A 23396-nucleotide genomic window follows, 5' to 3' on the forward strand; every position below is an offset into this window, starting at 1 on the left:
TCTTCGATAAGCGCCCCCCTCCGGTTTTTGTACCTTCAGTCCCGGATGAGCGCTTTAAACGCCCGGAATCCGAAGAGGATTCCGGGCGTTTGTATCAATTCTGGCGTCGGCCGATTACGGCACGGCGGCCGCTGTCAGCGAGGGTGCCGCCTCGGAAGCCTGAATACCGTAGGCCGCCAGGTCGGCCTTCAGCCTTTCTGCGCCGGTGAACTGAATCGCGTGCCAGCCGGCCGCTTGCGCGCCTTCGACATTGGCGGCGCTGTCGTCGATGAAGAGCGTCGCGCCCGGATCGAGATCGAAGGCCTTCGCGTGGGTCCGGTAGATGGCGAGATCGGGCTTGATGAGCCGCACGTCGCCGGAGACCGTAACCCCGCGCGGCAGGGTCAGGAAGGGATAAAGCTTCTGCGCCTCCCGGAAAGTGTCGGAGGCGAAATTGGTCAGCATCGTGACGTCCCAGCCGTCGGCGATCAGGCCTTCCATGATGGCGACCGTCCCCACATAGGCGTGCGGCACCATTTCATGCCAGTGCCGGCGAAAGGCGCGGATGTGATCTTCCCGTTCGGGATGATTGCGGATGAGGAGTGCCTCCGCCTCTTCCCAGGAGCGGCCGCGATCCTGCTCTATGTTCCAGTCTGACGTGCAGACATTGGCGAAAAACCAGTTGCGTTCCGCCTCGTCCGGTATGAGGCGGGAATAGGGAAGGTTCGGATCGTAATGGATCAGCACTTTGCCGATGTCGAAAACGATGTGGCGGATGTCGATGCTGCTCATTGGTATTCCTGCCGATCCTTGGCTTGCGACGGAAATTGGGCCGGAGCGGCCGCAAAGCGCTCGCCTTGCATTTAGCCCGCTTCGAACGCATGCGGTATAGCCTTGGCGATTGCCTTTTTCATGACAGTCGGAAGCGCCTGCGCCTTGAGCGAGGCGAGCGGCTCCCACCATCCGCTCGTGCCGGTCCGCGCCTCTCCGACATTGGCGCGCCAGACCCTGGCCCGAAAGACGGAAAGGTGCAACTCGAAATGCGTGAAGACGTGGTTGACGGTCCCGCACGGCTCCCACGCTGCCGGGAAGGGATGAGCGTCAATCGAGGTGTCGCCGTCGCGGCGCGCCGTCCAGTCCGTGCCGGGCACTTCTGTCATGCCGCCGAGGAGGCCCGTTTCGGGGCGCTTGCGAAGATAGACCGCCTCGAAGCCGTCGACGGCGACGAAGGCCGCACCCCGGCGCAGCGGCTTCTCCTTCTTGGCTGCCTTGCGCGGAAATGTCTCCGGGTCGGCTGTTTTCAGGGCCCGGCAATCCGCGCGAAAGGGACAGAGGGAACAGGCGGGCCGTTTCGGCGTGCAGATCGTCGCGCCGAGATCCATCATCGCCTGCGCGAAATCGCCCGGCCGATCGGCCGGGGTCAGCGCGTGGACGAGGGCCCGCATTTCGGGCTTGGCCGCGGGCAGCGGCGTCTCGACGGCATGGAGGCGCGAGATCACGCGCTCCACATTTCCGTCGAGAACGGCACTTGCCCGGTTGAAGGCGATCGCGGCGATGGCTGCGGCGGTGTAGTCGCCGATGCCCGGCAGCGCTTTCAGCCCCTCTTCGCTATCGGGAAAACGGCTGCCGTGATCGCGGGCGACCGCTTCGGCACATTTCTTCAGGTTTCGCGCGCGGGCGTAGTAGCCGAGGCCGGCCCAGGCCTTCATCACATCCTCGGTGTCCGCAGCGGCAAGGTCGCCGACCGTCGGCCACAGGGTGAGGAATTTCTCGAAATAGGCTTTGACTGCCTGGACCGTCGTCTGCTGAAGCATCACCTCCGACAGCCAGACGCGATAGGGGTCGGCAACCGCACCTTTCCGCGCCGCTGCCGGCGAGACCCGCCATGGAAGGTCGCGGTGGTGGCGATCGTACCATTCGAGAAGAAGTGCGGCGCTCGCCGCCTGTGGAAGATCGCGCATCATTTGCAGGGAGATCCTTTTGCGGCCTATACTTGGCCGATGCCGGCTCGAGCCGCAAGGTTCGATCGAAATTGCAAACAGAAAGTCGTTCCGTGAGTGAGAGAAAGGCCCGCAAGGGCGTCGTTCAGATCAGCGAAGTTGCCAACGGCCTGATCGATCCGGTGCTGGCGAAGCGTGCCGGCATCAACACGATGCTGCTCGGTTCGTGGGACGAAATCGCGGGCGCGGAGTTCGCCGATTGCACCCGGCCGGAAAGAATTGCCTGGCCGCGCCGCGCTTCCGAGATCGCCGGCGAAGGCGGATACCAGCCGGGTGTGCTGACGGTCGCGTGCGAAGGCGCCCGGGCGCTTTTCCTGACCCATGCCCAGGGCGAGCTGATTCAGCGCATCAACGGCTTCTTCGGTTTCCACGCAATCGGCCAGTTGCGCATCGTCCAGAAGCCGGTCGCACCGCCGCCCAAGCGCTACAGCCGCCCGCTGCCCCTCGTCGGCGAGGCTGCCCGGCGGCTCGAAACCATGGTGGAAGGCGTCGAAAGCGACGCGTTGAAGGCGGCGCTGAAGCGGCTCGGCACTGCCGTTCTGTCGACGCCGCGGCGATGACGGTCACGATTGTTTGAACGCTGTCGAAACACCCCCTCTTGTCGCCCCGCACGTGGCAAGTTATCGAAATCACGCTTCAATTTCCCTCGAGTAGAACACGGGTCCTGTCCATGTCCGCTTCCCAAACAAGCCTTCCGAAACGCCTGCTGAGCGGCGTCGCCGTTGCAGCGCTCGCTCTGGCGCTCGCAGCCTGCAGCGATGAAAAGAAGGAGGCGGCTTCAACGACGCCCGCCGAGACCACGGCGAGCACCGATGCGACGACCACCGCCTCGACGTCTCAGGCGCCTGCCGCCGCGAGCGAGGCGAAGCCGGCGACCGAAGTGGCGCAGGCCACAACCCCTGCCGCCAAGGTCGAGTTGCCGAAGTCGGAGGGCAGCGTCGACATGGCGAAGCTCCTGGAGCCCGGAGCGCTGCCGGAAATGGCGCTCGGAGAAGCCAATGCGCCGGTCACCATCGTCGAATACATGTCGATGACCTGCCCGCATTGCGCCAATTTCCACAACGATACATTCGACGCGATCAAGACGAAGTATATCGACAGCGGCAAGGTACGCTTCATCGTCCGCGAATTCCCCTTCGACCCGCGCGCGGCAGCCGCCTTCATGCTGGCGCGCTGTGCGCCGGAGGGGCAGTATTTCCCGATGGTTTCCATGCTGTTCAAGCAGCAGGAGCAGTGGGCGGCTGCGCAGAACGGCCGCGATGCACTCCTGCAATTGTCGAAACTCGCCGGTTTTACACAGGAGAGCTTCGAGGCCTGCTTGACGAACCAGAAACTTCTGGATGATGTGAATGCAGTCATGCAGAGGGGCGCCAAGGAATTCGGGGTCAAGTCGACGCCGACCTTCTTCGTCAACGGTGAGCACTATTCGGGGGACATGTCGGTTGACGTTATGTCGGCCCTCATCGACAGCAAGCTCTGATCCTTCGCTTTCAATTCCGACGGGCGACGGCGGCAGCCGTGCGCCCGTTTTTTGTCTCCGGTCGGTGGGGCTTCGCCATGCCTCACGCTGACGTATCGCCGGAAGTTCGCGGCAACGCCCGCCGCATGCGCAATGCCATGACGGAGGCGGAAACCAAGCTCTGGAATGAACTGCGTGCGGATCGGCTGATGGGGCTTGGTTTTCGCCGGCAAGTTCCGATCGCCGGTTACGGGCAGGGCAGAGGGGGGTATGCGCCGCCGTCCACCCCAGCGTGTCCGTCATGAAATTCACCCGGCTGCGCCTGCTCGGCTTCAAGTCCTTTGTCGAACCGACGGAATTCGTCATCGAGCGCGGCCTGACCGGGGTCGTCGGACCGAACGGCTGCGGCAAGTCCAACCTCGTCGAGGCGCTCCGCTGGGTGATGGGCGAGAACTCCTACAAGAACATGCGTGCCTCCGGCATGGACGACGTGATCTTTTCCGGATCCGGCAACCGCCCGGCGCGCAACACGGCCGAAGTCGGCCTTTACCTGGACAATAGCGACCGCACCGCACCCGCAGCCTTCAACGACAGCGACGAGATACAGGTGACGCGCCGTATCGAGCGCGAGCAGGGCTCGGTCTACCGCATCAATGGCAAGGAGGCGCGCGCCAAGGACGTGCAGTTGCTGTTTGCCGATGCGTCCACCGGTGCGCGCTCGCCGTCGATGGTGGGTCAGGGCCGCATCGGCGAGCTGATCGCCGCCAAGCCGCAGGCGCGCCGGCAGCTGCTCGAGGAGGCGGCCGGCATTTCCGGTCTCCATTCGCGCCGGCATGAGGCGGAACTCAGGCTGAAGGCGGCCGAAACCAATCTCGAGCGCCTCGACGACGTCACCTCGCAGCTCGAAAGCCAGATCGAGAGCCTCAAGCGCCAGGCGCGCCAGGCCAACCGGTTCAAGATGCTGTCGGCGGAAATCCGCCGGCACGAGGCGATCCTGTTCCATACCCGCTGGGTGCAGGCCAAGGAAGCGGAGGCCGAGGCGACCAGCCAGCTGAACCAGATCACTGCCCTCGTCGCCGAGAAGGCGCAGGCGCAGATGGAAGCCGCCAAGGCTCAGGCGATCGCGAGCCTCAAGCTGCCGGAACTGCGTGAAAACGAGGCGAAGTTCGCTGCCGGGCTGCAGCGCCTGCAGATCGCTCGCGCGCAGCTCGAGGAGGATGCCGGCCGGATCCTGCGCCGCCGTGAGGAATTGCAGCGGCGACTGGCGCAACTTGCGGAGGACATTGCCCGCGAAGAGCGGCTGGTCGCCGACAATGCCGGCATTCTCGCCCGCCTCGATCAGGAGGAGGAAGATCTGCGAGACGCGTTGGCCGAGGCGGATGATCGCGGCGCTCAGGCGCGTGAAAGGCTCGACGAGGCCAATGAAAAGCTAGCGGCGAGCGAAGCCGGTCTCGCCCGCATTACGGCCGAGCGCGCCGAGGCGCAAGCCGCGCGCAACCAGATCGAGAGAGCGCTGCGCGATCTCTCCGAGCGGCAGGCGCGACTTGCACGCCAGCTCGCGGATCAGGGGCGCGAAGTCGACGAGCTTGACGGTCAGATGGCGCGCCTCCCCGATCCGGATGAGAAGAGAGGGCAGGTGGAGCTTGCGGAGGCGGCGCTGGAGGAGGCCGAGGCCGCCGTCGCCGCCGTCGAAGAGAGACTCGCCGAGGCGCGCGCCGACGAAGGCGCCGCGCGCCCGCCCGTCGACGAGGCCCGGGCGCGGCTGAACGGCATCGAGACGGAAGCGCGAACGATCCGGCGCATGCTGGAGGCGGCCGGCGGCAGCACTTATCCGGCCGTCGTCGAGGAGATGAAAGTCGAGCGCGGCTTCGAGGCGGCGCTCGGCGCGGCTCTTGGCGACGACCTCGATTCGCCCCTGGAACAGGCGGCGCCGGCGCACTGGCGCATGCCCGGCGACGATGCGAACGATCCCGCATTGCCGGCTGGCGCCCTCCCTTTGATCGATTTCGTCCAGGCACCGGAGGCGCTGAGACGAGCGCTCCGGCAGATCGGGATCATCGAGAGCGATGAGGAGGCGGAGCGATTGCTGCCGCTCCTCAGGACCGGCCAGCGGCTGGTGACGAGGCAAGGCGCCGTCTGGCGATGGGACGGCCACGTTACCGGCTCGGAAGCGCCGAGTGCTGCGGCCCTGAGGCTCGCCCAGAAGAACCGCCTTTCCGAACTGGAAGGTGCAGCCGAGGAGGCGAGCGAGGCCTTGCTGAAGGCGGAGGCGCATCTTGCCGCTGCCGGCGCGCACATCCGCGCCGAGGATGAGCGGCTGAGGCTTTCGCGCGAGGCGCAACGCATGCTTACCCGGCAGCTCTCCGAGGCGCGCGATGCCTTGGCAGCCGCCGAGCGGGCCTCCGGCGATCTTGCCCGGCGCCGCGCGGTGCTTGCCGAGACGAAGCTCCAGATCGAGGGGCAGGCCGAGGAGATCGCCGAAGAGATCGAGGCGGCCAGGGAAGCCTTTGCCGGTCAGCCGGATCTTGCAGAGCTTGACCTGCGGCTGAGCAATCGGACGGCCGAAGTCGCGACCGACCGTGCGGCGGCGGCCGAAGCTCGCGCCGCACATGACGGTCTCGCACGCGAAAACGATGGGCGCCTCAGGCGGCTTGCGGCCATCGCCGGGGAGCGAGAGACCTGGGCAGCGAGGGCGGCGAGCGCCGAAGATCACATTGCGACGCTTCGCGACCGCGAGGCGGAGGCGCGCGAGGAGGTCGAGGAACTGCTCGATGCCCCTGACGAGTTCGACGACAAGCGCCGCGCGCTGATGAACGAGCTGCAAAAGGCGGAGGCGTCGCGCCGAGAGGCGGCCGACAGACTCGCCGAGGCGGAAAACCACCAGCGCGAAGCGGATCGCCAGGCCGCCACCGCGCTCTCGGAACTGGCAGAGGTACGCGAAAAGCGCGGCCGCGCCGAAGAGCGGCTCGTTTCTGCGCGGGAGCGGCGTGTCGAGATAGAGGCGCGCATCCTCGAAGCACTGTCCTGCGCCCCCCATGAAGTGATGCGCCTTACCGGCCTCGGCTCCGAGGAAGGACTGCCGGATATGCGCAGCGTGGAACGGGAACTCGAGCGGCTGAAGATCGAGCGGGAAAGGCTCGGCGCCGTCAACCTGCGCGCCGACGAGGAGCAGAAGGAGCTTTCGGAGCGGCTCGCGGCGCTGCTCAAGGAACGTGACGACGTCATCGAGGCGATCCGCAGGTTGAGGAGTGCCATCCAGAACCTCAACCGCGAGGGCCGCGAGCGGCTGATTGCCGCGTTCGACGTGGTCAATGTGCAGTTCCAGCGGCTTTTCACCCATCTCTTCGGGGGCGGCACGGCGGAACTGCAGCTCATCGAAAGCGACGACCCGCTGGAAGCGGGGCTCGAAATCCTTGCCCGGCCGCCCGGCAAGAAGCCGCAGACGATGACGCTGCTTTCCGGCGGCGAGCAGGCGCTGACTGCCATGGCGCTGATCTTTGCCGTCTTCCTCACCAATCCGGCCCCGATCTGCGTTCTCGATGAGGTGGATGCGCCGCTCGACGACCACAATGTCGAGCGCTACTGCAACCTGATGGACGAAATGGCGGCCTCCACCGAGACCCGCTTCGTCATCATCACCCACAATCCGATCACCATGGCCCGGATGAACCGCCTGTTCGGGGTCACGATGGCGGAGCAGGGGGTCTCGCAGCTCGTCTCGGTCGACCTGCAGACGGCAGAGCGGCTGCGCGAAGCCGTCTGATGGCGACCTCCAATTTGGTGCACTGCAACAAAATCTTCGCCGAGTGCATTTTCAGCCCGGAGCATATACTGTAGATGGTCTGGAGCGGGGTGAGGAAAAGTGCGTGCGCTTTTCCGCCCGCATCCCGCTCTGACTTCTTGGATTCGATCACGTTCATGATTTTAGGTCGGCGACTGTTTCGGGTGGAGAACAGGCATGGCGAAATGGGTATATACCTTCGGTGCGGGAGAGGCCGAAGGGGGCGCGGAAGACCGCGACCGGCTGGGCGGCAAGGGGGCTAACCTCGCGGAGATGTGCAATCTCGGCCTGCCGGTGCCGCCGGGGCTCACAATCGTCACCGCTGCCTGCAACAGCTATCTCGAGAAGGACCGCTGCATGCCCGAGGGTCTGCGCGAGCAGGTCCGCGAGGGCATTGCGCGGATGGAGAAAATCACCGGGCGCGTCTTCGGCGATACGAACCGCCCGCTGCTTCTGTCGGTCCGTTCCGGCGCGCGCGCCTCCATGCCGGGAATGATGGACACGGTCCTGAACCTCGGCCTCAACGATCAATCCGTGCATGCGCTCGGTCACGACGCCGGCGATGCGCGCTTTGCCTGGGACAGTTACCGCCGCTTCATCCAGATGTATGGCGATGTGGTGATGGGGGTGGACCACGAGGTTTTCGAGGAAGTTCTGGAGGACGAGAAGGCGCGCCTCGGTCACGAGCAGGACACGGAGCTTTCCGCCGTCGAATGGCAGCACGTGATCTCACGCTACAAGGAGGCGATCGAGGAGATGCTCGGCGTGCCTTTCCCGCAGGACCCGGAAATTCAGCTCTGGGGCGCGATCGGTGCCGTCTTTTCGAGCTGGATGAACCCGCGGGCCATCACCTACCGGCACCTTCACGGCATACCGGCCGGCTGGGGCACGGCCGTCAACGTCCAGGCCATGGTCTTCGGCAATCTCGGCAATTCGTCGGCGACGGGCGTCGCCTTCACGCGCAACCCGTCGACGGGCGAGAAAGAGCTCTATGGCGAGTTCCTCGTCAATGCTCAGGGCGAGGACGTGGTCGCCGGCATCCGCACGCCGCAGAACATCACCGAGGCGGCCCGTATCGCGTCCGGTTCGGACAAGCCGTCACTGGAAAAGCTGATGCCGGAGGCTTTTGCCGAGTTCGAGAAGATATGCAACGCGCTCGAGCGCCACTACCGCGACATGCAGGACATCGAGTTCACGATCGAACGCGGCAAGCTTTGGATGCTGCAGACGCGTTCCGGCAAGCGAACGGCCAAGTCGGCGCTGAAGATCGCCGTCGACATGGCCGAGGAAGGGCTGATCTCGAAGGAGGAGGCGGTGGCGCGCATCGATCCGGCTTCGCTCGACCAGCTTCTGCATCCGACGATCGACCCTCATGCCCGCCGCGACATTATCGGTTCCGGCCTGCCGGCCTCGCCGGGTGCCGCCACGGGCGAGATCGTCTTCAGCTCCGACGAGGCCGTGCAGGCGGTCAAGGAAGGCCGCAAGGTCATTCTCGTTCGCGTCGAGACGAGTCCTGAAGACATTCACGGCATGCATGCGGCGGAGGGCATATTGACGACCCGCGGCGGCATGACCAGCCACGCGGCGGTCGTCGCCCGCGGTATGGGTACGCCTTGCGTATCGGGCGCCGGCAGCATCCGCGTCGATCAGCGAAACGAGCTCCTGATCGCCGCGAGCGTCACGCTCCGGAAGGGCGACGTGATCACCATCGACGGCTCCTCCGGCCAGGTGCTGAAGGGCGAGATCCCCATGCTGCAGCCGGAACTTTCGGGCGACTTCGGCAAGATCATGCAATGGGCCGACGCAAGCCGCCGCATGACCGTGCGCACCAATGCCGAGACGCCGGCGGATGCGCGCGCCGCCCGCTCCTTCGGCGCCGAAGGCATTGGACTCTGCCGTACGGAGCACATGTTCTTCGAGGACGACCGCATCAATGTGATGCGCGAGATGATCCTGGCCGAAGACGAAGCAGGGCGGCGGGCAGCACTTTCCAAGCTTCTGCCCATGCAGCGCTCCGACTTCGTCGAGCTCTTTTCGATCATGCACGGCCTGCCGGTCACGATACGTCTTCTCGACCCGCCGCTGCACGAGTTCCTGCCGAAAACCGACGAGGAAATCGCAGAGGTTGCGCGCGTGCTGACGATCGATCCCGCGGAACTTCGTCAGCGGGTCGATGCGCTTCACGAGTTCAATCCGATGCTCGGGCATCGCGGTTGCCGACTGGCGATCTCCTATCCGGAGATCGCTGAGATGCAGGCGCGCGCGATTTTCGAGGCGGCGGTCCAGGCTGCCCGCGATACCGGCGCTGCCGTCGTTCCCGAGATCATGGTGCCGCTCGTCGGCCTGCGCGCCGAGCTCGATTACGTCAAGGCGCGGATCGAGGCGGTCGCCAAGGAGGTCGTCGGCGAGGCTGGCGTGAACATCGATTATCTGATCGGCACGATGATCGAGTTGCCGCGGGCGGCCCTCAGGGCGGACACGATCGCCGAATCGGCGGATTTCTTCTCTTTCGGCACCAACGACCTGACGCAGACCACCTTCGGCATTTCGCGCGATGACGCGGCCCTGTTCCTGGCCACCTATCAGCAGAAGGGGATCATCGAGCAGGATCCCTTCGTCTCGCTCGATTTGGACGGCGTGGGCGAACTGATCCAGATCGCGGCGGAGCGGGGCCGGCGGACCAAGAACGGTTTGAAGCTCGGGATCTGCGGCGAGCATGGCGGCGATCCCGTCTCGATTCGCTTTTGCGAGGAAGCGGGTCTCGATTACGTTTCCTGCTCGCCGTTCCGAGTGCCGATCGCGAGACTTGCGGCCGCACAGGCGGCGATCAACGGCCGCGAGGTCGCCGAGGTTCAAGCTCTGGCGGCGAGCTGACGGTCGTCGATCTTCGTCCGGAGTTGCGGGATTTCTCGCCGGTCAGTGCCAGTAATAGGGGCCGCGCAGGAAGACGTCGTTGTCGTACCGGAAAGCGCGCGCTTCCGCGCGACGGTCGAGATCTATGCGCTGCAGGCAGTTCGCGAACGCATCCGTGCCCCTTCTGAAGCCGTAGGAGGCGCATGTATTTTCGTCTCTCGCTCGACGTTCCTGCGGCGACATCGACTGGCACGCGGCAAGCACCAGCCCCACGGCCGCAAGGCCAAGCAGTCTCATTGTCATCGTCGTCATCCTTGCCTCCTGACCGGCACCCATTCGCGGGGACAGAGTCCGATGGCATTCCGCTGGACGACAGGCATGATACTGCAACGCATAAGACGAAATCCGTTGGCGCGATTCAACTCGGCGACATCATGCGCCCGTTGCGCATCGCTGGTCAATCGCCCCACGGAGTGCGGTTCAGATCCGCTCGAGGACGCCGACGAAGGAGTTGGCGAAGCTCTTTAGACCGGCGGTGTGCTCGCTCGGCTGCTCGACGCGGATGGTGGTGCCGTCCTGAGCGAGACAGATGAACAGGATGATCGGTGTCTTGTCCTCCGCCTGGCCGTGGCGTATCGCGGCGATCGTCACGCAATCGTCGACGAGACCGGAAGCCGGCAGAACGAAGAGCAGCTCGGCGCCGATGTCGTGAGCCACCTTATGCGTGAAGCCGACGAAATCGTCCTTGTCGCCGGAAAAGCGGTCGAGCGAAAGCTCCAACTCGAGAAGTGCCATGGGCATTGCAGCTTCGCCCACCGGGGGCGGAGGGGCGGGGATGGCGATGTCCATGGTAGACTGCTGTGCGGCCATGATGTCTCTCCGTTGATTTGCCGCGCCTCTTGCCGGCGACGACGGCCGATGCCTCCAAATGCTACAGCGCCGTGTGTCCGGCCAAATAGTAAACCTGAATAGGTGGTTAACGAGAATGGCAAATTTGCGGCACCCGTGTGAGTGGCGCCGCCATAATCGCCGCCCGCATTCTCTCTTTGGCCTCCATGGGGCGATCTCCATCGCCGATGGGGGAAAGATACGGGTTTGCACTACCCGAGCCATGGTCTAAGAAAGGCGAGGTCCTTTTCCGCCTCGGGGATTGATTCCGTTAGATGATTGTCCGCTACGAGCGTCCCTATTCCTACGCGGCACATTGGGCGCGCCGCATTGCCCGCATCGCCTTCATCGTTTTTCTGCTGTCGCTGCTGTCGCATCGTTTCGGTCCTCTGACGACGCCGCACTTTCTGGCGTTGGCGTTGATCGCCGGGGGCTTGGCTCTCCTTAGCGTCGTGCTGGCAACGGTCGGGCTCACGCGTCTTTGGCAGGTGGCAGCGATCGGCGGGTCCGCTTCCGTCTCGGCGCTCTTCTACGCGGCCGTTCCGCTCGGGTTCTTCGGTTATGGGGCCGTGCAATACCTGACGCGGCCGGCGCTCTACGAGGTCAGTACCGATACCTCGACGCCCCCACCCTGGATCAGGACGCCGGCATCGGGGGAAAGCTGGCTCGGGCGCAAGCGTGCGGTGACGCGGGAAGACCGCGAGGCGCAGGTTGAAGCCTATCCGGGGCTTACGGGCCGGCGCTACGAAGGGGCGCTGGACCGTGTATTCCAGGGCGTGCGCAAGGTCGTCGAGCAGACGCGGATCACCATCACTGCTGAGTTCGGCGCCGACAACGCGCGGGCGGACCTCGAAGACCTCGCCGTACGACCCGAGGCAGGCGGGGATGCGAATGCCGGGCCGAACGTCATCCCCGTTCCAACCGCTCGACCCACGCAACTGGCCGACGATGGCATACCGGGAAGGCGATCCAGCGACGTCGTCCTGCAAGGCGAATGGCGGAGCCTTGTCGTCGGTTTCCGATTCGACGTGCTGATCAGATTGCGCGAAGAGGCGGAAACGACCTTCGTCGATCTGCGCGTGGCTTCGCGCTACGGCCGCCATGACCTCGGCATGGGAGCCATGTTCGCCGAGGAGTTCCTGCGCGACCTCGACGCCGAGCTTCTGGGGATCGCGGGCGATTAGAAAGTGCGCGCGGTTTCCTGCCCCGCATTGCGCGTTTCAGCGATCCAACCGCGTCACGCCAGCCGGTATGCGCTGGCGAGCGACGGCGGCCCTTCTGTTTCGACGCGCCCCTGCTCGATGAGGTCTTCGATATGCGCCAGCAGCGAGAGTGCCGCAGCACCATGCAGCCGTGGGTCGGTCGAGGCATAGATCACCTTGACCATGTCGGCGATCTGCCGGTCCCCCGCACGCAGGCGTTCGAGCACCGCGCGCTCGCGCATCCTGCGATGCGCCTTCAACGCCCGCACGAAGGAGGCAGGCTCGTTGACCGCACCGCCATGGCCTGGCAGGTAGATCCGATCGTCGCGCTGGAGCAGCTTGTCGAGCGAGGCCATGTAATCGGCCATGGCTCCGTCCGGCGGCGCAACGATGCTCGTCGCCCAGGCCATCACATGATCGGCTGAAAACAGGATTCCGGTTCCATCAAGCGCAAAGGCCATGTGGTTGGCCGTATGCCCGGGCGTCGCTACCGCCGTCAGGCTCCAGCCGTCGCCTTCGACGCGTGCCCCGTCGCAAAGCGCGACATCGGGCACGAAGTCCATGTCCGAACTTTCGGCGAAGGGATTGACCTCGCCGGCATGCAGCGGCCGGGCTGCCCGGTGCGGTCCTCCGCCTACGACCATCGCGCCGGTTGCCCGGGCGAGCCTGCCGACGAGCGGAGAGTGGTCGCGATGGGTGTGGCTGACGGCGATATGCGTCACTTCGCGCCCCCTGAGCGCGGCCATCAGCGCATGGAAATGTGCCTCGTTCTCGGGGCCGGGGTCGATTATCGCGACCGACTTTCGGCCGACGATATAGGTGTTCGTGCCGTGGAAGGTAAACGGACTGGGATTGTTGACCGTGATGCGCTGTACGTTCTCGGCTACGCGCACCGGTTCGCCATAGGCGGGCTTGAAATCGAGGTCGAATTCCGGAGCTTGCATGTCTTGGCCTGTCATCCGCTTGCACGACCGCCCTCGGGAGTTTTAGGGGTCGGCGCGACCATAGGCCAAAGGCCGGGCGGAGGAAACATCGGTTCGGCCTGAAGATTGCTGCCGTACCGCGAGCGATAAATCTGCGCGCCAAACGAAGTTAAGCATTGTGAGCGCGCACGAGCTTTGCTAATCAGGCGCTCGATTTGGCGAGCAGATTACCTGCCAGTTTAGTTGGGGCGTAGCCAAGCGGTAAGGCAGCGGTTTTTGGTACCGCCATTCCCTGGTTCGAATCCAGGCGCCCCAGCCACTTCACACCACCGAACCTATACCTTGCCGAAGATGACGGCGTGGTCGATGCGCTCGACGACAGACCTGCCGACGGTAATTCGGTTTACCGGCATGAAACCGAAAAGCACCGTTTTTCTGCGGCAGTGATATTCAGACGTATTTGGCGCCGCTAGGGGGAATAGTTTCCAAAGAAACTTCGGGTTCCGCAGTAATCTTATTTTTGTATAAGTTATATATAATAATGCGTATTTTTGGCCTTCTCATCGATATCGTAAAATGCAATTTAGTATTTGTGATTGACAACAAACGTATTCGCCTATTTTCTGTAGGTCTAGTCGCGTTGGGGAATAGCGATATGAAAGCTATTATTCTTGTCAATGTCGCGTACTGCCTTGCATGGTTCATTATCGTATGTGACGCATGGGCGGGTCCATTCGGCATAGAGCAGGGACAGAGTAAAAACTCTCTTGAACTAAGAAAAGTAGCCCCACACGGCGGCATATATAATCTTCGGTCCGTCCCGCGGCGTCACCCCGATTTCGAAGTATACGCAGCAGAAATCAGCGAAAGATTTGGTGTTTGCCGTGTCAGTGCCGGATCGATGATGTTCAGGAAGGATCGGTTCGGAACAAACGTTCGATCGAAGTTCGACGAGATTGTACAGGAACTCGAAGATATTTACGGCAAGGGAAAACGCTTCGAGCATTTGAGGGCAGATCCACGCTGGCATGAAAAGCGTGACTGGGTGATGTCCATAACGCAGAACGAGCGGATGCACCGATACGAATGGTCTGCCGCGCATGGTTCGAGGCTCAAGGACGGGATCAAATATATAAAGCTGAGAGTCCAGGGCATCGGCGAGGACGTATCGTTCATCGCCCTGGAATACGACTTCGAGAACCGAGCCAAGTGCCTCGCAGAGAAAACACAGAATCTCGCAAGCACCCTGTGAGGGCGCAACGCCTCGCCTCCTGACGGCCGAGATTTGCGCGGCGGAAATTTCGTAAGGGCTGCCTCGGACGCGGACGGATCGAGGCGGGCAACAACCTCCTGCATATGCCGATAATGGCCGCCGGCGAAAGCCGACGCGTCGAATTATCCAAGCGGTGTCTCCGTTCGGAATGCGGCCGTGGTGCCGGGCGTCTGCGATGCGCTTCCGGCCGAGCAGCCGGCGCAAATCGGCGGGGTGAGGTTGGATAATCCGGTCGGCAACCTTATGGTGCGCCTTTGCAAACCCCGGGCTCGGCTTCACCGCGCTCGGCAGAGGCACGATGCAGAACACCGGAATAGGACTGATAATGACGAGCACGCGGTTCCTTCTTCGTCGCACATCCGCGACGGGCCCAACCTTCGAAAGAGCTTTGGATCAGGGCCGTTCGGTCAGCACATTGCTTCGATTGCTTCTCGTCGCTTTCCTGCTGACATTTGCACCGCCGGCCCTTGCCCAGGACAGCGGCGGACAGCCGGAAGCCGGCGCAGCAGCCGATGTGCAGGGCCAGAGTAGTGCCTTACCGGAGGTGCCGCCGAAGGCCTTTCCGGAGGAGCAGGCACGCATCGATGCCTGGCAAGCGACGCTGGAGCGTGTGGAGGCCGCGCTCCAGGCCGAACGCATAGACGACGTCACTCTTTCACAGCTGCGCAGCCAGATCGCCAAGATTCCCATGCAGGCCGCCGGGCTCAAGGCAGCACTGCAGCCGCGATTGCAGCTCGTCAATCAGCGCATCGAGCAGTTGAAGCCGGCCGACGAGCAGGCCGCCCGCAATCAGACCGAAGCGATCAAATCCGAACAGGCGCAACTACAGTCGGAGGCGGCCGGCCTGCAGGGCGTCGTCCAGCAGGCCGATCTCATCGCGCTTCGCGCCCAGCAGGATATAGACACGATCGGAGAGCGGCGGCGCGCCCTCTTTACGAGCTCCATTCTGCAGCGCTCGCAGAGCCTTGCCGATCCTTCCTTCTGGTTCGATCTAGCCGCCGCGACACCGGAGACGCTGGCGGACCAGTCCCGCGTCGTCGGGCACTGGTTCGGAGCCCTGGTCGAACGCACCGGCCGATCGGCCGCGGGCATTCTCGTGGTCGTGATCGGCTTCGCCGCCTTTCTTCTGTCGCCGGGCCGGCGCTGGCTTACTCGGCGCACGAGCCGCGACCCTTCGGTTCTCCACCCGTCGGGGCTTGCCAAGGCGACCGCAGCGGCGGCCATCACGCTTGCCAACTTGCTGATCCCGGCTGTCGCCTTCTTCGTGCTGTACCAGGCCATGTCCATTCTGAAGGTTCTTCCGGCGGATCTGGCGACGGTCCTGCGGCCGGTCCTTTTCGGGCTGACCTTCGCATCCTTCTTTTACGGACTCTCGATCGCCGTTCTCGCACCGGAACGGCCCAGCTGGCGGCTCGTCCACGTTACGGACACGGCGGCCGAGCGGCTGATTCCGATAATAGTGGCCATGGCTGTGGTGAATGTCGGGGGCCTTGCCCTCGACGCGTTCCTGAAGGCGACCCATGCGCCCCTCTCCTTTGCCGTCGCGGCCCAAGGCCTCGGTGCCATCGCGCTCGGCATTCTCGCCATGTTCGCGCTCAGATTTGTGGCGCGCGAAGACGATGACGAGAACCCGCAGGGAACGAGCTCGGCCTGGCGCCTGCTCATTCCGGTTACCTGGGCGGTCGCCGCGCTCACCGTTATTGCGCCGCTCGCCGGCTTCGTGGCCTTCGGACGCTTCGCCGCGCTGCAGATCGTCTTCACGACGGCGGTGCTGATGAGCCTCGTGCTGTTGCTGCGTCTTGCGGACGAGGCGATTTCCTACGGCTTTTCGGTGCAGACGCGGATCGGTGGCTTCATGCGGCAGGCGATCGGCCTGAAGCCCAACACGATCAGCCAGATCGGTGTGATCCTTGCCGGGTTCGCGCGCCTGATCGTGATCATGGTAGCCGTGATGGCCCTTCTCGCGCCCTGGGGCATCCAGTCGGAGGATGTGGTCGGCACCTTCACCTCCGCCTTCTTCGGATTCGAGATCGCCGGATTTTCGTTCTCGCCTTCTGCGATTCTCGGCGCGATCGTCGTTTTCGTCGTCGTGATCGTCGCAACGCGCGGTTTCCAGAGGTGGCTCGACGGTCGCCTTTTGCCGCAAACCAGCCTCGACACCGGCCTCAGGACGTCGATCCATACGGGGGTGGGCTATGTCGGCGCTGCGATTGCGGGTCTCGTGGCCTTTTCCTATGCGGGTCTCAACCTCCAGAACGTCGCAATCGTCGCCAGTGCCCTGTCCGTCGGCATCGGTTTCGGCCTGCAGTCCATCGTCAACAACTTCGTCAGCGGGATCATCCTGCTTGCCGAACGGCCCTTCAAGGTCGGGGACCGCATCGAGGTCGGCCCGAATACGGGGATCGTCCAGCGCGTCAGCGTCAGGGCTACCCAGATACAGACCTTCGACAATGTGACCGTGATCGTACCCAATGCCGACCTGATCAGCGGCCAGGTGGTCAACTGGATGCATGGCGACTTCTCGGCGCGCCTGAAGATTCCCGTGGGGGTCTCCTATGAATCGGACCCGGAGCAGGTGCGGCGGGTTCTGCTGGAAATCGCCATGGACAATCCGCGCGTCTTGAAAATTCCGGAGCCTTTCGTTTCCTTCACCGATTTCGGAGCCGATGCCCTGCAGTTCACCTTGTTCTGCCACGTCGGCAACATCAACGCCGATGCGGGCGCGGCGAGCGATATGCGTTTCGAAATCGCCAAACGCTTCCGCGAGGAAAAGATCGAAATGCCCTTCGGCCAGCGCGACATCCATCTTCGCGATCTCGCCAGCATCGAGGGGCTGGTCCGCGAGCTGTTCGATGGCCGCACAGCCGCGCCGGCCGCAGCGTCTCGGCCCGGGCAAACGCGCGCGAAACGTCGGAAGAGTGCGGCCGAGGCCGCCAGCGAATGAGTATGAAGGCAGTCCGGATGACGAAGCAGGCCCGCTGGCTTTCGGCAGCGGGCCCGGGGGGTAGCCGAGACGGTTCGAGCTGACTACTCCGCCTTTGCGCCGCCCAAAAACTCCTCGCACCAGCTCGGCCCGTTCGGACGCTTGCGGTCGCCGGCGATCCGGATCGCGCGGATGACGTAGTCGGAGGAGACCGTCAGCTGAACGGAGCAGCTCAGATATTCCGTGCGCGCGGCAGAGATGCGCTTGCCGCGTTTGCCGTCGGCGGTCTTTTCGTATTCCGCCGGGATCCTGCGCGTCTTGTAACCGCCCTTCCAGCTATAAACGGTGTCGCCGCCCGCTTCGACGTCGGAAATGGGTGGGCCAAACTGAGCGAAGAAGGGCCCTGCCGGCTGGCCGAGCCAGCGTGCCTCGACCGCATTTCTCGTGATCCCGGTCGTCGTCGTGCAGCCGGCAAGAAGCAGCCCGAGGGCGCCCGCCGTCATCATGCGGAAATTCATGTGTCTGTCCCTTAGATATGTCCTGAAACCTGCGGCGCGGAAGGGCCGGAATCCCCGGTTTCCTTGCAGTCCGCCGAGGCTCTAGCGCTAAAAGCCGTGAAAGAAAATCGGCTCGGAGCATTGCCGCAGAGGAAATTGGAGAGCGTTGCAGAAACGCCCTATCGCGTATGAGACGGGGCGTGCCGGCGGCCAGAACATTTTCACCTTCAGCGCGGTCTTTTTTGCGATAGGCGCTTGTGAAATCAAAAATGCTGTTCTATAGAGGCGCCGCTGGTCACGGAGTGTAGCGCAGTCTGGTAGCGCACCACGTTCGGGACGTGGGGGTCGAGTGTTCGAATCACTCCACTCCGACCAGCTGTAAATCTCCCCCAACCGTATCTTTTTTCCGGCTTTCTGCCGGTTTGCCGGGTCGCCCTCACATTACGGCGACGGATGCTTTGCCGCACCTTTATTGTTCACAGAGAAACGGGTTGTTCCTGAAAATCCGTCTTATCGGAGTGAACAATCGGAGCGAATATCCTTCAAACGCAAACCCGTGAGGCAGCGATGTCGAAGCAACCTATCTTCACTCTGCGCGAAATTCTCGTCTGGGCCGCCATTCTGGGCAGTGTAGTCGGCTACCAGCTTTGGAATCATGCCGATCCACAGCCGCTGACGATCGACCTCGCAACGGTCGAGCGGCGGGCCTGACCGTATTAAGCGGCCTCCACCTTAGAAGCGCGTGCCTGCACTCAGACCGTTTCCCGATCAGAGCAGCAAAAAGGGGCCATGCGGCCCCTTTACTGACAGGCAAACGGTGAGAGCGTCAACCGTCGATCGAGTCGATGATACCCACCGCCTTCGCGGCGGTTATCCGACGCACCTCAACGTCTTCGCGGCGGGCGGCGAAGAGCTCCGTTGCCATGAGCTGATCGGCAAGATCTGCCGGCAGCGACAGGATCACCCGGCTTTCCTCGGCATGGATGCCCCCGAGCGCGGCGCGCTTGGCAGTGATCATGCCGCCCGCCACCGTGTTGTTGGTATCGGGGTCGATCAGGATGAAGGCGCCGGTCGTGCGGTTCTGCTCATAGGTGTCGAAGATCGCCTGTTCGTCGAAGGCGAGGTGCACCTTGCCGATCGCGTTCATCGGCAGTTCGTCTGCGTGGTTCCACTTGCCGCTCTTGAGTTCGAGCTGGCTGACCGGCTGCACCTGCACGCGCTGGCGGCGGCTGCCGGACTTCAGCCAGTAGCGCTTGCCCGGCTGGATGCCTTCCGGCTGCAGCGCCACGAGTTGCGCATCGAAGGCGAGCCCGGTCATCGGCTGGCTGTCGATCGAGGCGATGACGTCGCCGCGGGAAACGTCCACCTGGCGGTCGAGCACCAGCGTGATCGCGTCTCCCGCCACCGCCGCATTGCGCACGAGATCGAAGGTGACGATCTTGCTCACATTGGCGACCATGCCCGACGGCAGGATGACGACGGAGTCACCCGGCTTCACCGAGCCGCCGGCAACCGTTCCCTGATAGCCGCGGAAGCTCTCTCCCGGGCGCGATACGCGCTGCACCGGCAGGCGGAAGCCGACGGTCTGGGCGGAGCGGGTCGTGGCAAGCTCCAGAATTTCGATGAGCGTCGGGCCGTCATACCAGGGCATGGAAGCGCGGCCGTCATAGACGACGTTCTCGCCCTTGAGCGCCGAGACCGGGATTGCGGTGACCTGGCGCACCCCGAGCGAAAGGGCCAGCTCCCGGAACTCGTGCGAGATCTGGTCGAAGCGGGCGCGATCGTAATTCGTCAGGTCGATCTTGTTGACGGCGAGCACGAACTGGCGGATGCCCATCAGCGTCGCGATCGTCGCGTGGCGGCGGGTCTGCTCCAAAAGGCCGACGCGCGCGTCCACGAGCAGCACCGCGAGGTCGGCGGTCGAAGCGCCGGTCGCCATATTGCGGGTATATTGCTCATGGCCGGGCGTGTCGGCGACGATGAAGGAGCGCTTGTCGGTCGCGAAATAGCGATAGGCCACGTCGATGGTGATGCCCTGTTCACGCTCGGCCTGAAGGCCGTCGAGCAGGAGAGCGAAATCCGGAAGGCCGAGATCGTTCTGCTTGCCGCCGGAATCGCGCTGAAGGCTTGCCGCCTGGTCTTCCTTGACCGCCTTGGTGTCCCAAAGCAGCCGGCCGATCAGCGTCGATTTGCCGTCATCGACGCTGCCGCAGGTGATGAGGCGAAGGGGGCGCGTGTCGCGCACGACCCGCGCAGTCTCCTGCATCGGAAGGGATACGACGGTTTGATCCAGGACTGCGTTCGCTGCTGCCGGTGCGGTCATCAGAAATATCCTTCGCGTTTCTTCTTTTCCATCGAACCGGCCTGATCGCGATCGATCGCGCGGCCCTGACGTTCGGAGACGGTCGCGGTTTCAAGTTCGGCAATGATGTCGTCGAGCGTGTCGGCTTCGGAGCGGATCGCGCCCGTGAGCGGGAAGCAGCCGAGCGTGCGGAAGCGGATGACTTCCTCGCGCTTGACCTCGCCGGGAAGCAGCTCGAGGCGAGGATCCTCGGCGAGGATCAGCATGCCGTCGCGCTCTACGACGGGGCGCTTCTTGGCAAAATAGAGCGGAACGATCGGGATCTCTTCCGCCTGGATGTAGCGCCAGATGTCGACCTCGGTCCAGTTGGACAGAGGGAAGGCACGGACGCTCTCGCCCTTGCGGATCATGCCGTTATAGACGTTCCAGAGTTCCGGGCGCTGATTGCGCGGATCCCAGCGATGATCGGGCGTGCGGAAGGAGTAGATGCGCTCCTTGGCACGGCTTGCCTCCTCGTCGCGGCGCGCGCCGCCGAATGCGGCGTCGTACTGACCCGCGTCGAGCGCCTGGCGCAGCGCTTCGGTCTTCATGATGTCGGTATAGAGCGCCGATCCGTGCGTGAACGGCGTGACGTTCTCGGCTGCGCCGCGCGGATTGGTGTGGGCGACGAGGTCGAGATCGTATCTCGCGGCCATCTCGTCGCGGAATGCGATCATCTCGCGGAACTTCCAGCCCGTGTCGATATGCAGGAGCGGGAAGGGGATGCGGCCGGGATAGAAGGCCTTGCGCGCAAGATGCAGCAGGACCGACGAATCCTTGCCGATCGAGTAAAGCATTACGGGGCGCTCGAATTCGGCCGCGACCTCGCGGAAGATATGTATCGCTTCGTTCTCCAGCGCCTTCAGATGCGGATCGAGCGGCGGTTTCGTGCTCTGCGGATTATGCAGTTCCGTTTCCGGAAGAGTGTGGGGCATTGCTAACTCCGGGGGAAGATCGTGGTCTTCGGGTGCGCGCGTGGCGCTCAGGCCGCGTTGCTGGCGTTGGGGATGATCGAGGAAGCCGCTTCCGGCACATGCAGGCCGCATTCGCGCTTCTCATCGTTCTCCCACCACCAGCGCCCGGCGCGCTCCGGCTCACCGGGCTTGATGGCCCGGGTGCAGGGCTCGCAACCGATCGACGGATAGCCGCGGCTGTGCAGCGGGTTGACGGGGATGGCCTCTGCCGCGACGTGGGCCTGGATCGTCTCGATGTCCCAGTCGGCGAGCGGATTGATCTTGATGAGCCCGCGATCTACGTCGGCTTCAGCGAAAGGAGTCGTGGCACGGTTGCCCGACTGCCCGCGCCGCAGGCCGGTAATCCAGTAGCTTGCCCCGTCGAGTGCGCGCGCAAGCGGCTTCAGCTTGCGCACGCCACAACAGGCATGCCGGGCTTCGACGCTTTCGTAGAACCCGTTCATGCCGTATTGCGCCACATAGGTTTCGATATCGGCTTTCTCGGGACAATAGCGCTTGATGAGGATGCCATAGGTCTCCTCGGTCTTGTCGATCAGGGCCACGGTCTCGTCGAAAAGACGGCCGGTCTTCAGCGTCGCGACTTCGATGTCGAGACGGTTGCTGCCGATCGCGGCGGTAATGACCTGGTCCTCGATGCCGAGCGAAGTGGTAAAGACCGCGCGGCCTTCCAGCCCGGCGATGAATGCCAGACGGCCGGAAAGATCCAGCCCTTCGAGCTCATCGTTGATGGCCTTGGCCTCTGCCTCGAGGGCAAACTCTTCCGCGTCGACCGCCACTTCTGCTTTGCGGGATTGCGTCGTCATGGCTGCATCCTGTTGCAATTTGCACGGAATATGGCAGCCGTTCATGACAATGGACAGAAATAGCGGTTTCTAATGCCGCGCGAACGGAGCAAATATCTCTCTGATCCCCAGAGGCCTTGAAAAAGGCGCCCGTGGCCGGTGCGTCACTGAGGTGCGGCTTCGCTTTTCGCGCTGCTCCTGCGCAGGAGAATGCTCTGGGCGATGAATGTTCTGGAAAGACCGTGATAGAGCGGCTCGGGCGAAACGAGCCGGGCGGTGACATAGCCAAGCATCGATGCGGCCATCAGCGCGATCACGCCCTGATGGTTGCCGGTCATCTCCATGATGATGACGAAGGCGGTCATCGGCGCCTGGACGATGCCGGCGAAGTAACCGGCCATGCCGAGCACGGCTCCCAAGGCGATGCTGGTTCCGAAAAGTGAACTCATCGTGCTGCCGAGTCCTGCGCCGATCGCAAGAGAGGGGGCGAAGATGCCGCCCGGGATACCCGAGATCATCGCCGCGAAGCTCGCGAACAGCTTGCCCAGGAAGAAGAAATAGGGAAGCGGCTCACCTGCGACGGCCGCTTGCGCCTGTTCGTAGCCCGTTCCGAAGGTGGCACCACCCGACAGGACCCCGACGATGCCGGTGGCGACGCCGCATCCGCCAGCCAGCATGAGCATGCGCTTCACGGGGGCCGGCTGAGCCCAGCGGCGAATACGCCGCGTCAGCCGAAGGCTGGCCGCGCTAAAGGCGGCGCCAAGAAGCCCGCCGCCTATTCCGCAGGCGAGAATGAGCAGGAAATCTTTGGCGCCGCTCGCCGTCGTCGAGCTGGTGCCGAAATAGGTGTAGTTGCCGGAGAGGCTCAGGGCCGCGAGGCCAGACAATATGACTGCGGTCAGAACGAGTCCGTTTGCGCGAGACTCGTAGGTCCGGCTCATTTCCTCGATCGCGAATACGATGCCCGCCAGCGGTGTGTTGAATGCGGCCGCGATCCCCGCGGCGGAACCGGCAAGTATGAGCCCGCGCGCGTGAGCCATTCCGCCCCAGCGGGCGGCCTGCAGCATGATCGAGGCGCCGACCTGGACGGTAGGGCCTTCGCGACCGATCGATGCCCCGCCGAAGAGCCCGAGGACCGTAAGCAGGATCTTCCCGAAGGCAAGCCGGAGCGACAGCAGGCGCGAGCGCTCTTCCTCGCCATGCAGATGCCTTGCAGCGATGGCCTGCGGGATGCCGCTGCCTTGCGCATTGGGGAAGAAGCGGATGGCGAGCCAGGCAGAGAGGACGAAAACCGCAGGTGTGAGGAGCAGGGGAAGCAGAAAGCTCCACCGCCCGGAATCCGTCAGCCGGCGGAAGGCGTGTTGGGCCCAATCGGCAGCTTCGGCGAAGGCGACGCTGATCACGCCGATCGCAATTGCGCCGACCCAGAAGACCAGTCTTGGCCGCCAGACGCCGTAGGATCCCCAAAGGACTCTGGACCGGCGGAGGAGTTTCGATTTGGTGTAGGCCGAAGGCATCATG

General features: G+C 63.8%; 18 protein-coding genes, 2 tRNA genes and 1 pseudogene. 11 read left to right on the forward strand and 10 right to left on the reverse strand.

Going from position 1 to position 23396, the window contains the following annotated elements; genetic code table 11:
- Positions 1-114 precede the first annotated feature (114 nt).
- Positions 115-771 (reverse strand): HAD family hydrolase, encoded by a 657-nt coding sequence (locus AC6CIG_RS09655; RefSeq protein WP_437408353.1) that lies wholly within the window; start codon positions 769-771, stop codon positions 115-117.
- A gap of 71 nt (positions 772-842) precedes the next feature.
- Positions 843-1943 carry an A/G-specific adenine glycosylase gene (gene mutY / locus AC6CIG_RS09660; RefSeq protein ID WP_437408354.1) on the reverse strand — a complete coding sequence of 367 codons (1101 nt, stop codon included), beginning with the start codon at positions 1941-1943 and terminating at the stop codon, positions 843-845.
- A gap of 89 nt (positions 1944-2032) precedes the next feature.
- On the opposite strand from mutY, the gene AC6CIG_RS09665 reads away from it, so the two are divergent.
- The 5 genes and pseudogenes from AC6CIG_RS09665 (at position 2033) to ppdK (ending at position 10093) form a co-directional block, all read left to right on the forward strand.
- Positions 2033-2539, forward strand: a complete 507-nt coding sequence (locus AC6CIG_RS09665; RefSeq protein WP_026168555.1) for a DUF721 domain-containing protein — start codon at positions 2033-2035, stop codon at positions 2537-2539.
- Positions 2540-2649: 110 nt separating this feature from the next.
- Entirely contained in the window at positions 2650-3459 is an 810-nt protein-coding gene (locus AC6CIG_RS09670) for a DsbA family protein (protein ID WP_018094469.1), read from the forward strand.
- Between the two features lie 77 nt (positions 3460-3536).
- A pseudogene (locus AC6CIG_RS09675) lies at positions 3537-3689 on the forward strand (DUF559 domain-containing protein); the annotation flags it as partial.
- A gap of 50 nt (positions 3690-3739) precedes the next feature.
- A complete protein-coding gene (locus AC6CIG_RS09680) occupies positions 3740-7201 on the forward strand; it encodes a chromosome segregation SMC family protein (protein ID WP_437411632.1) in 3462 nt (1153 codons plus the stop codon).
- A gap of 195 nt (positions 7202-7396) precedes the next feature.
- Positions 7397-10093 (forward strand): pyruvate, phosphate dikinase, encoded by a 2697-nt coding sequence (gene ppdK, locus AC6CIG_RS09685; protein WP_018094471.1) that lies wholly within the window; start codon positions 7397-7399, stop codon positions 10091-10093.
- A gap of 42 nt (positions 10094-10135) precedes the next feature.
- Here ppdK and AC6CIG_RS09690 read toward each other — a convergent pair whose 3' ends face one another.
- Both AC6CIG_RS09690 and AC6CIG_RS09695 read right to left on the reverse strand, forming a co-directional pair.
- The gene (locus tag AC6CIG_RS09690) at positions 10136-10384 is read right to left on the reverse strand and encodes a hypothetical protein (RefSeq protein ID WP_018094472.1); all 249 of its coding nucleotides are present in this window, start codon (positions 10382-10384) and stop codon (positions 10136-10138) included.
- A gap of 168 nt (positions 10385-10552) precedes the next feature.
- A complete protein-coding gene (locus AC6CIG_RS09695) occupies positions 10553-10942 on the reverse strand; it encodes a hypothetical protein (protein ID WP_018094473.1) in 390 nt (129 codons plus the stop codon).
- 293 nt (positions 10943-11235) lie between these two features.
- On the opposite strand from AC6CIG_RS09695, the gene AC6CIG_RS09700 reads away from it, so the two are divergent.
- Entirely contained in the window at positions 11236-12144 is a 909-nt protein-coding gene (locus tag AC6CIG_RS09700; RefSeq protein ID WP_437408357.1) for a DUF1499 domain-containing protein, read from the forward strand.
- Between the two features lie 53 nt (positions 12145-12197).
- Here AC6CIG_RS09700 and AC6CIG_RS09705 read toward each other — a convergent pair whose 3' ends face one another.
- A complete protein-coding gene (locus AC6CIG_RS09705) occupies positions 12198-13106 on the reverse strand; it encodes an MBL fold metallo-hydrolase (protein WP_437408358.1) in 909 nt (302 codons plus the stop codon).
- 223 nt (positions 13107-13329) lie between these two features.
- Between AC6CIG_RS09705 and AC6CIG_RS09710 the strand changes: the two genes are divergently transcribed.
- The 3 genes from AC6CIG_RS09710 to AC6CIG_RS09720 all read left to right on the forward strand — a co-directional run bounded on the left by AC6CIG_RS09710 (position 13330) and on the right by AC6CIG_RS09720 (position 17302).
- Positions 13330-13404 (forward strand) — tRNA-Gln (locus AC6CIG_RS09710).
- A 336-nt stretch (positions 13405-13740) separates the two neighbouring features.
- The gene (locus AC6CIG_RS09715; RefSeq protein WP_234704904.1) at positions 13741-14337 is read left to right on the forward strand and encodes a hypothetical protein; all 597 of its coding nucleotides are present in this window, start codon (positions 13741-13743) and stop codon (positions 14335-14337) included.
- Between the two features lie 346 nt (positions 14338-14683).
- Positions 14684-17302: a DUF3772 domain-containing protein gene (locus AC6CIG_RS09720; RefSeq protein ID WP_437408359.1), complete on the forward strand. Its 2619-nt coding sequence runs from the start codon at positions 14684-14686 to the stop codon at positions 17300-17302.
- A gap of 83 nt (positions 17303-17385) precedes the next feature.
- Here the strand turns inward: AC6CIG_RS09720 and AC6CIG_RS09725 are convergent, their stop codons facing one another.
- Positions 17386-17799 carry a hypothetical protein gene (locus tag AC6CIG_RS09725; protein ID WP_018094479.1) on the reverse strand — a complete coding sequence of 138 codons (414 nt, stop codon included), beginning with the start codon at positions 17797-17799 and terminating at the stop codon, positions 17386-17388.
- A gap of 277 nt (positions 17800-18076) precedes the next feature.
- Here AC6CIG_RS09725 and AC6CIG_RS09730 point away from each other — a divergent pair.
- Positions 18077-18153: transfer RNA gene (locus AC6CIG_RS09730), tRNA-Pro, on the forward strand.
- A 192-nt stretch (positions 18154-18345) separates the two neighbouring features.
- A complete protein-coding gene (locus AC6CIG_RS09735) occupies positions 18346-18489 on the forward strand; it encodes a hypothetical protein (RefSeq protein WP_498322662.1) in 144 nt (47 codons plus the stop codon).
- A 115-nt stretch (positions 18490-18604) separates the two neighbouring features.
- Here AC6CIG_RS09735 and cysN read toward each other — a convergent pair whose 3' ends face one another.
- From cysN to AC6CIG_RS09755, 4 genes are all read right to left on the reverse strand, one after another.
- Complete coding sequence (gene cysN, locus AC6CIG_RS09740; RefSeq protein ID WP_018094481.1) at positions 18605-20101, reverse strand: sulfate adenylyltransferase subunit CysN; 1497 nt, start codon at positions 20099-20101, stop codon at positions 18605-18607.
- Positions 20101-21054, reverse strand: coding sequence for a sulfate adenylyltransferase subunit CysD (gene cysD, locus AC6CIG_RS09745; protein ID WP_127711630.1), 954 nt, complete (start codon positions 21052-21054; stop codon positions 20101-20103). The genes cysN and cysD overlap by 1 nt, the downstream gene beginning before the upstream one ends.
- A 47-nt stretch (positions 21055-21101) precedes the next feature.
- A complete protein-coding gene (locus AC6CIG_RS09750; protein ID WP_437408360.1) occupies positions 21102-21896 on the reverse strand; it encodes a phosphoadenylyl-sulfate reductase in 795 nt (264 codons plus the stop codon).
- Positions 21897-22039: 143 nt separating this feature from the next.
- The gene (locus AC6CIG_RS09755; protein WP_026168559.1) at positions 22040-23392 is read right to left on the reverse strand and encodes a chloride channel protein; all 1353 of its coding nucleotides are present in this window, start codon (positions 23390-23392) and stop codon (positions 22040-22042) included.
- Positions 23393-23396 lie beyond the last annotated feature (4 nt).

It is taken from the genome of Sinorhizobium sp. GQ132, assembly GCF_059758575.1.

Excerpts from the sequence above, each read along its gene's own strand:
- mutY (WP_437408354.1), bottom strand. The coding sequence starts at position 1,943 with ATGATGCGCGATCTTCCACAGGCGGCGAGCGCCGCACTTCTTCTCGAA.
- AC6CIG_RS09715 (WP_234704904.1), top strand. The coding sequence starts at position 13,741 with ATGAAAGCTATTATTCTTGTCAATGTCGCGTACTGCCTTGCATGGTTC.
- AC6CIG_RS09680 (WP_437411632.1), top strand. The coding sequence starts at position 3,740 with ATGAAATTCACCCGGCTGCGCCTGCTCGGCTTCAAGTCCTTTGTCGAA.
- AC6CIG_RS09690 (WP_018094472.1), bottom strand. The coding sequence starts at position 10,384 with ATGACGACGATGACAATGAGACTGCTTGGCCTTGCGGCCGTGGGGCTG.
- ppdK (WP_018094471.1), top strand. The coding sequence starts at position 7,397 with ATGGCGAAATGGGTATATACCTTCGGTGCGGGAGAGGCCGAAGGGGGC.
- AC6CIG_RS09655 (WP_437408353.1), bottom strand. The coding sequence starts at position 771 with ATGAGCAGCATCGACATCCGCCACATCGTTTTCGACATCGGCAAAGTG.
- cysN (WP_018094481.1), bottom strand. The coding sequence starts at position 20,101 with ATGACCGCACCGGCAGCAGCGAACGCAGTCCTGGATCAAACCGTCGTA.
- cysD (WP_127711630.1), bottom strand. The coding sequence starts at position 21,054 with ATGCCCCACACTCTTCCGGAAACGGAACTGCATAATCCGCAGAGCACG.
- AC6CIG_RS09735 (WP_498322662.1), top strand. The coding sequence starts at position 18,346 with ATGTCGAAGCAACCTATCTTCACTCTGCGCGAAATTCTCGTCTGGGCC.
- AC6CIG_RS09705 (WP_437408358.1), bottom strand. The coding sequence starts at position 13,106 with ATGCAAGCTCCGGAATTCGACCTCGATTTCAAGCCCGCCTATGGCGAA.
- AC6CIG_RS09695 (WP_018094473.1), bottom strand. The coding sequence starts at position 10,942 with ATGGCCGCACAGCAGTCTACCATGGACATCGCCATCCCCGCCCCTCCG.
- AC6CIG_RS09720 (WP_437408359.1), top strand. The coding sequence starts at position 14,684 with ATGACGAGCACGCGGTTCCTTCTTCGTCGCACATCCGCGACGGGCCCA.
- AC6CIG_RS09670 (WP_018094469.1), top strand. The coding sequence starts at position 2,650 with ATGTCCGCTTCCCAAACAAGCCTTCCGAAACGCCTGCTGAGCGGCGTC.
- AC6CIG_RS09755 (WP_026168559.1), bottom strand. The coding sequence starts at position 23,392 with ATGCCTTCGGCCTACACCAAATCGAAACTCCTCCGCCGGTCCAGAGTC.
- AC6CIG_RS09750 (WP_437408360.1), bottom strand. The coding sequence starts at position 21,896 with ATGACGACGCAATCCCGCAAAGCAGAAGTGGCGGTCGACGCGGAAGAG.
- AC6CIG_RS09725 (WP_018094479.1), bottom strand. The coding sequence starts at position 17,799 with ATGAATTTCCGCATGATGACGGCGGGCGCCCTCGGGCTGCTTCTTGCC.
- AC6CIG_RS09700 (WP_437408357.1), top strand. The coding sequence starts at position 11,236 with ATGATTGTCCGCTACGAGCGTCCCTATTCCTACGCGGCACATTGGGCG.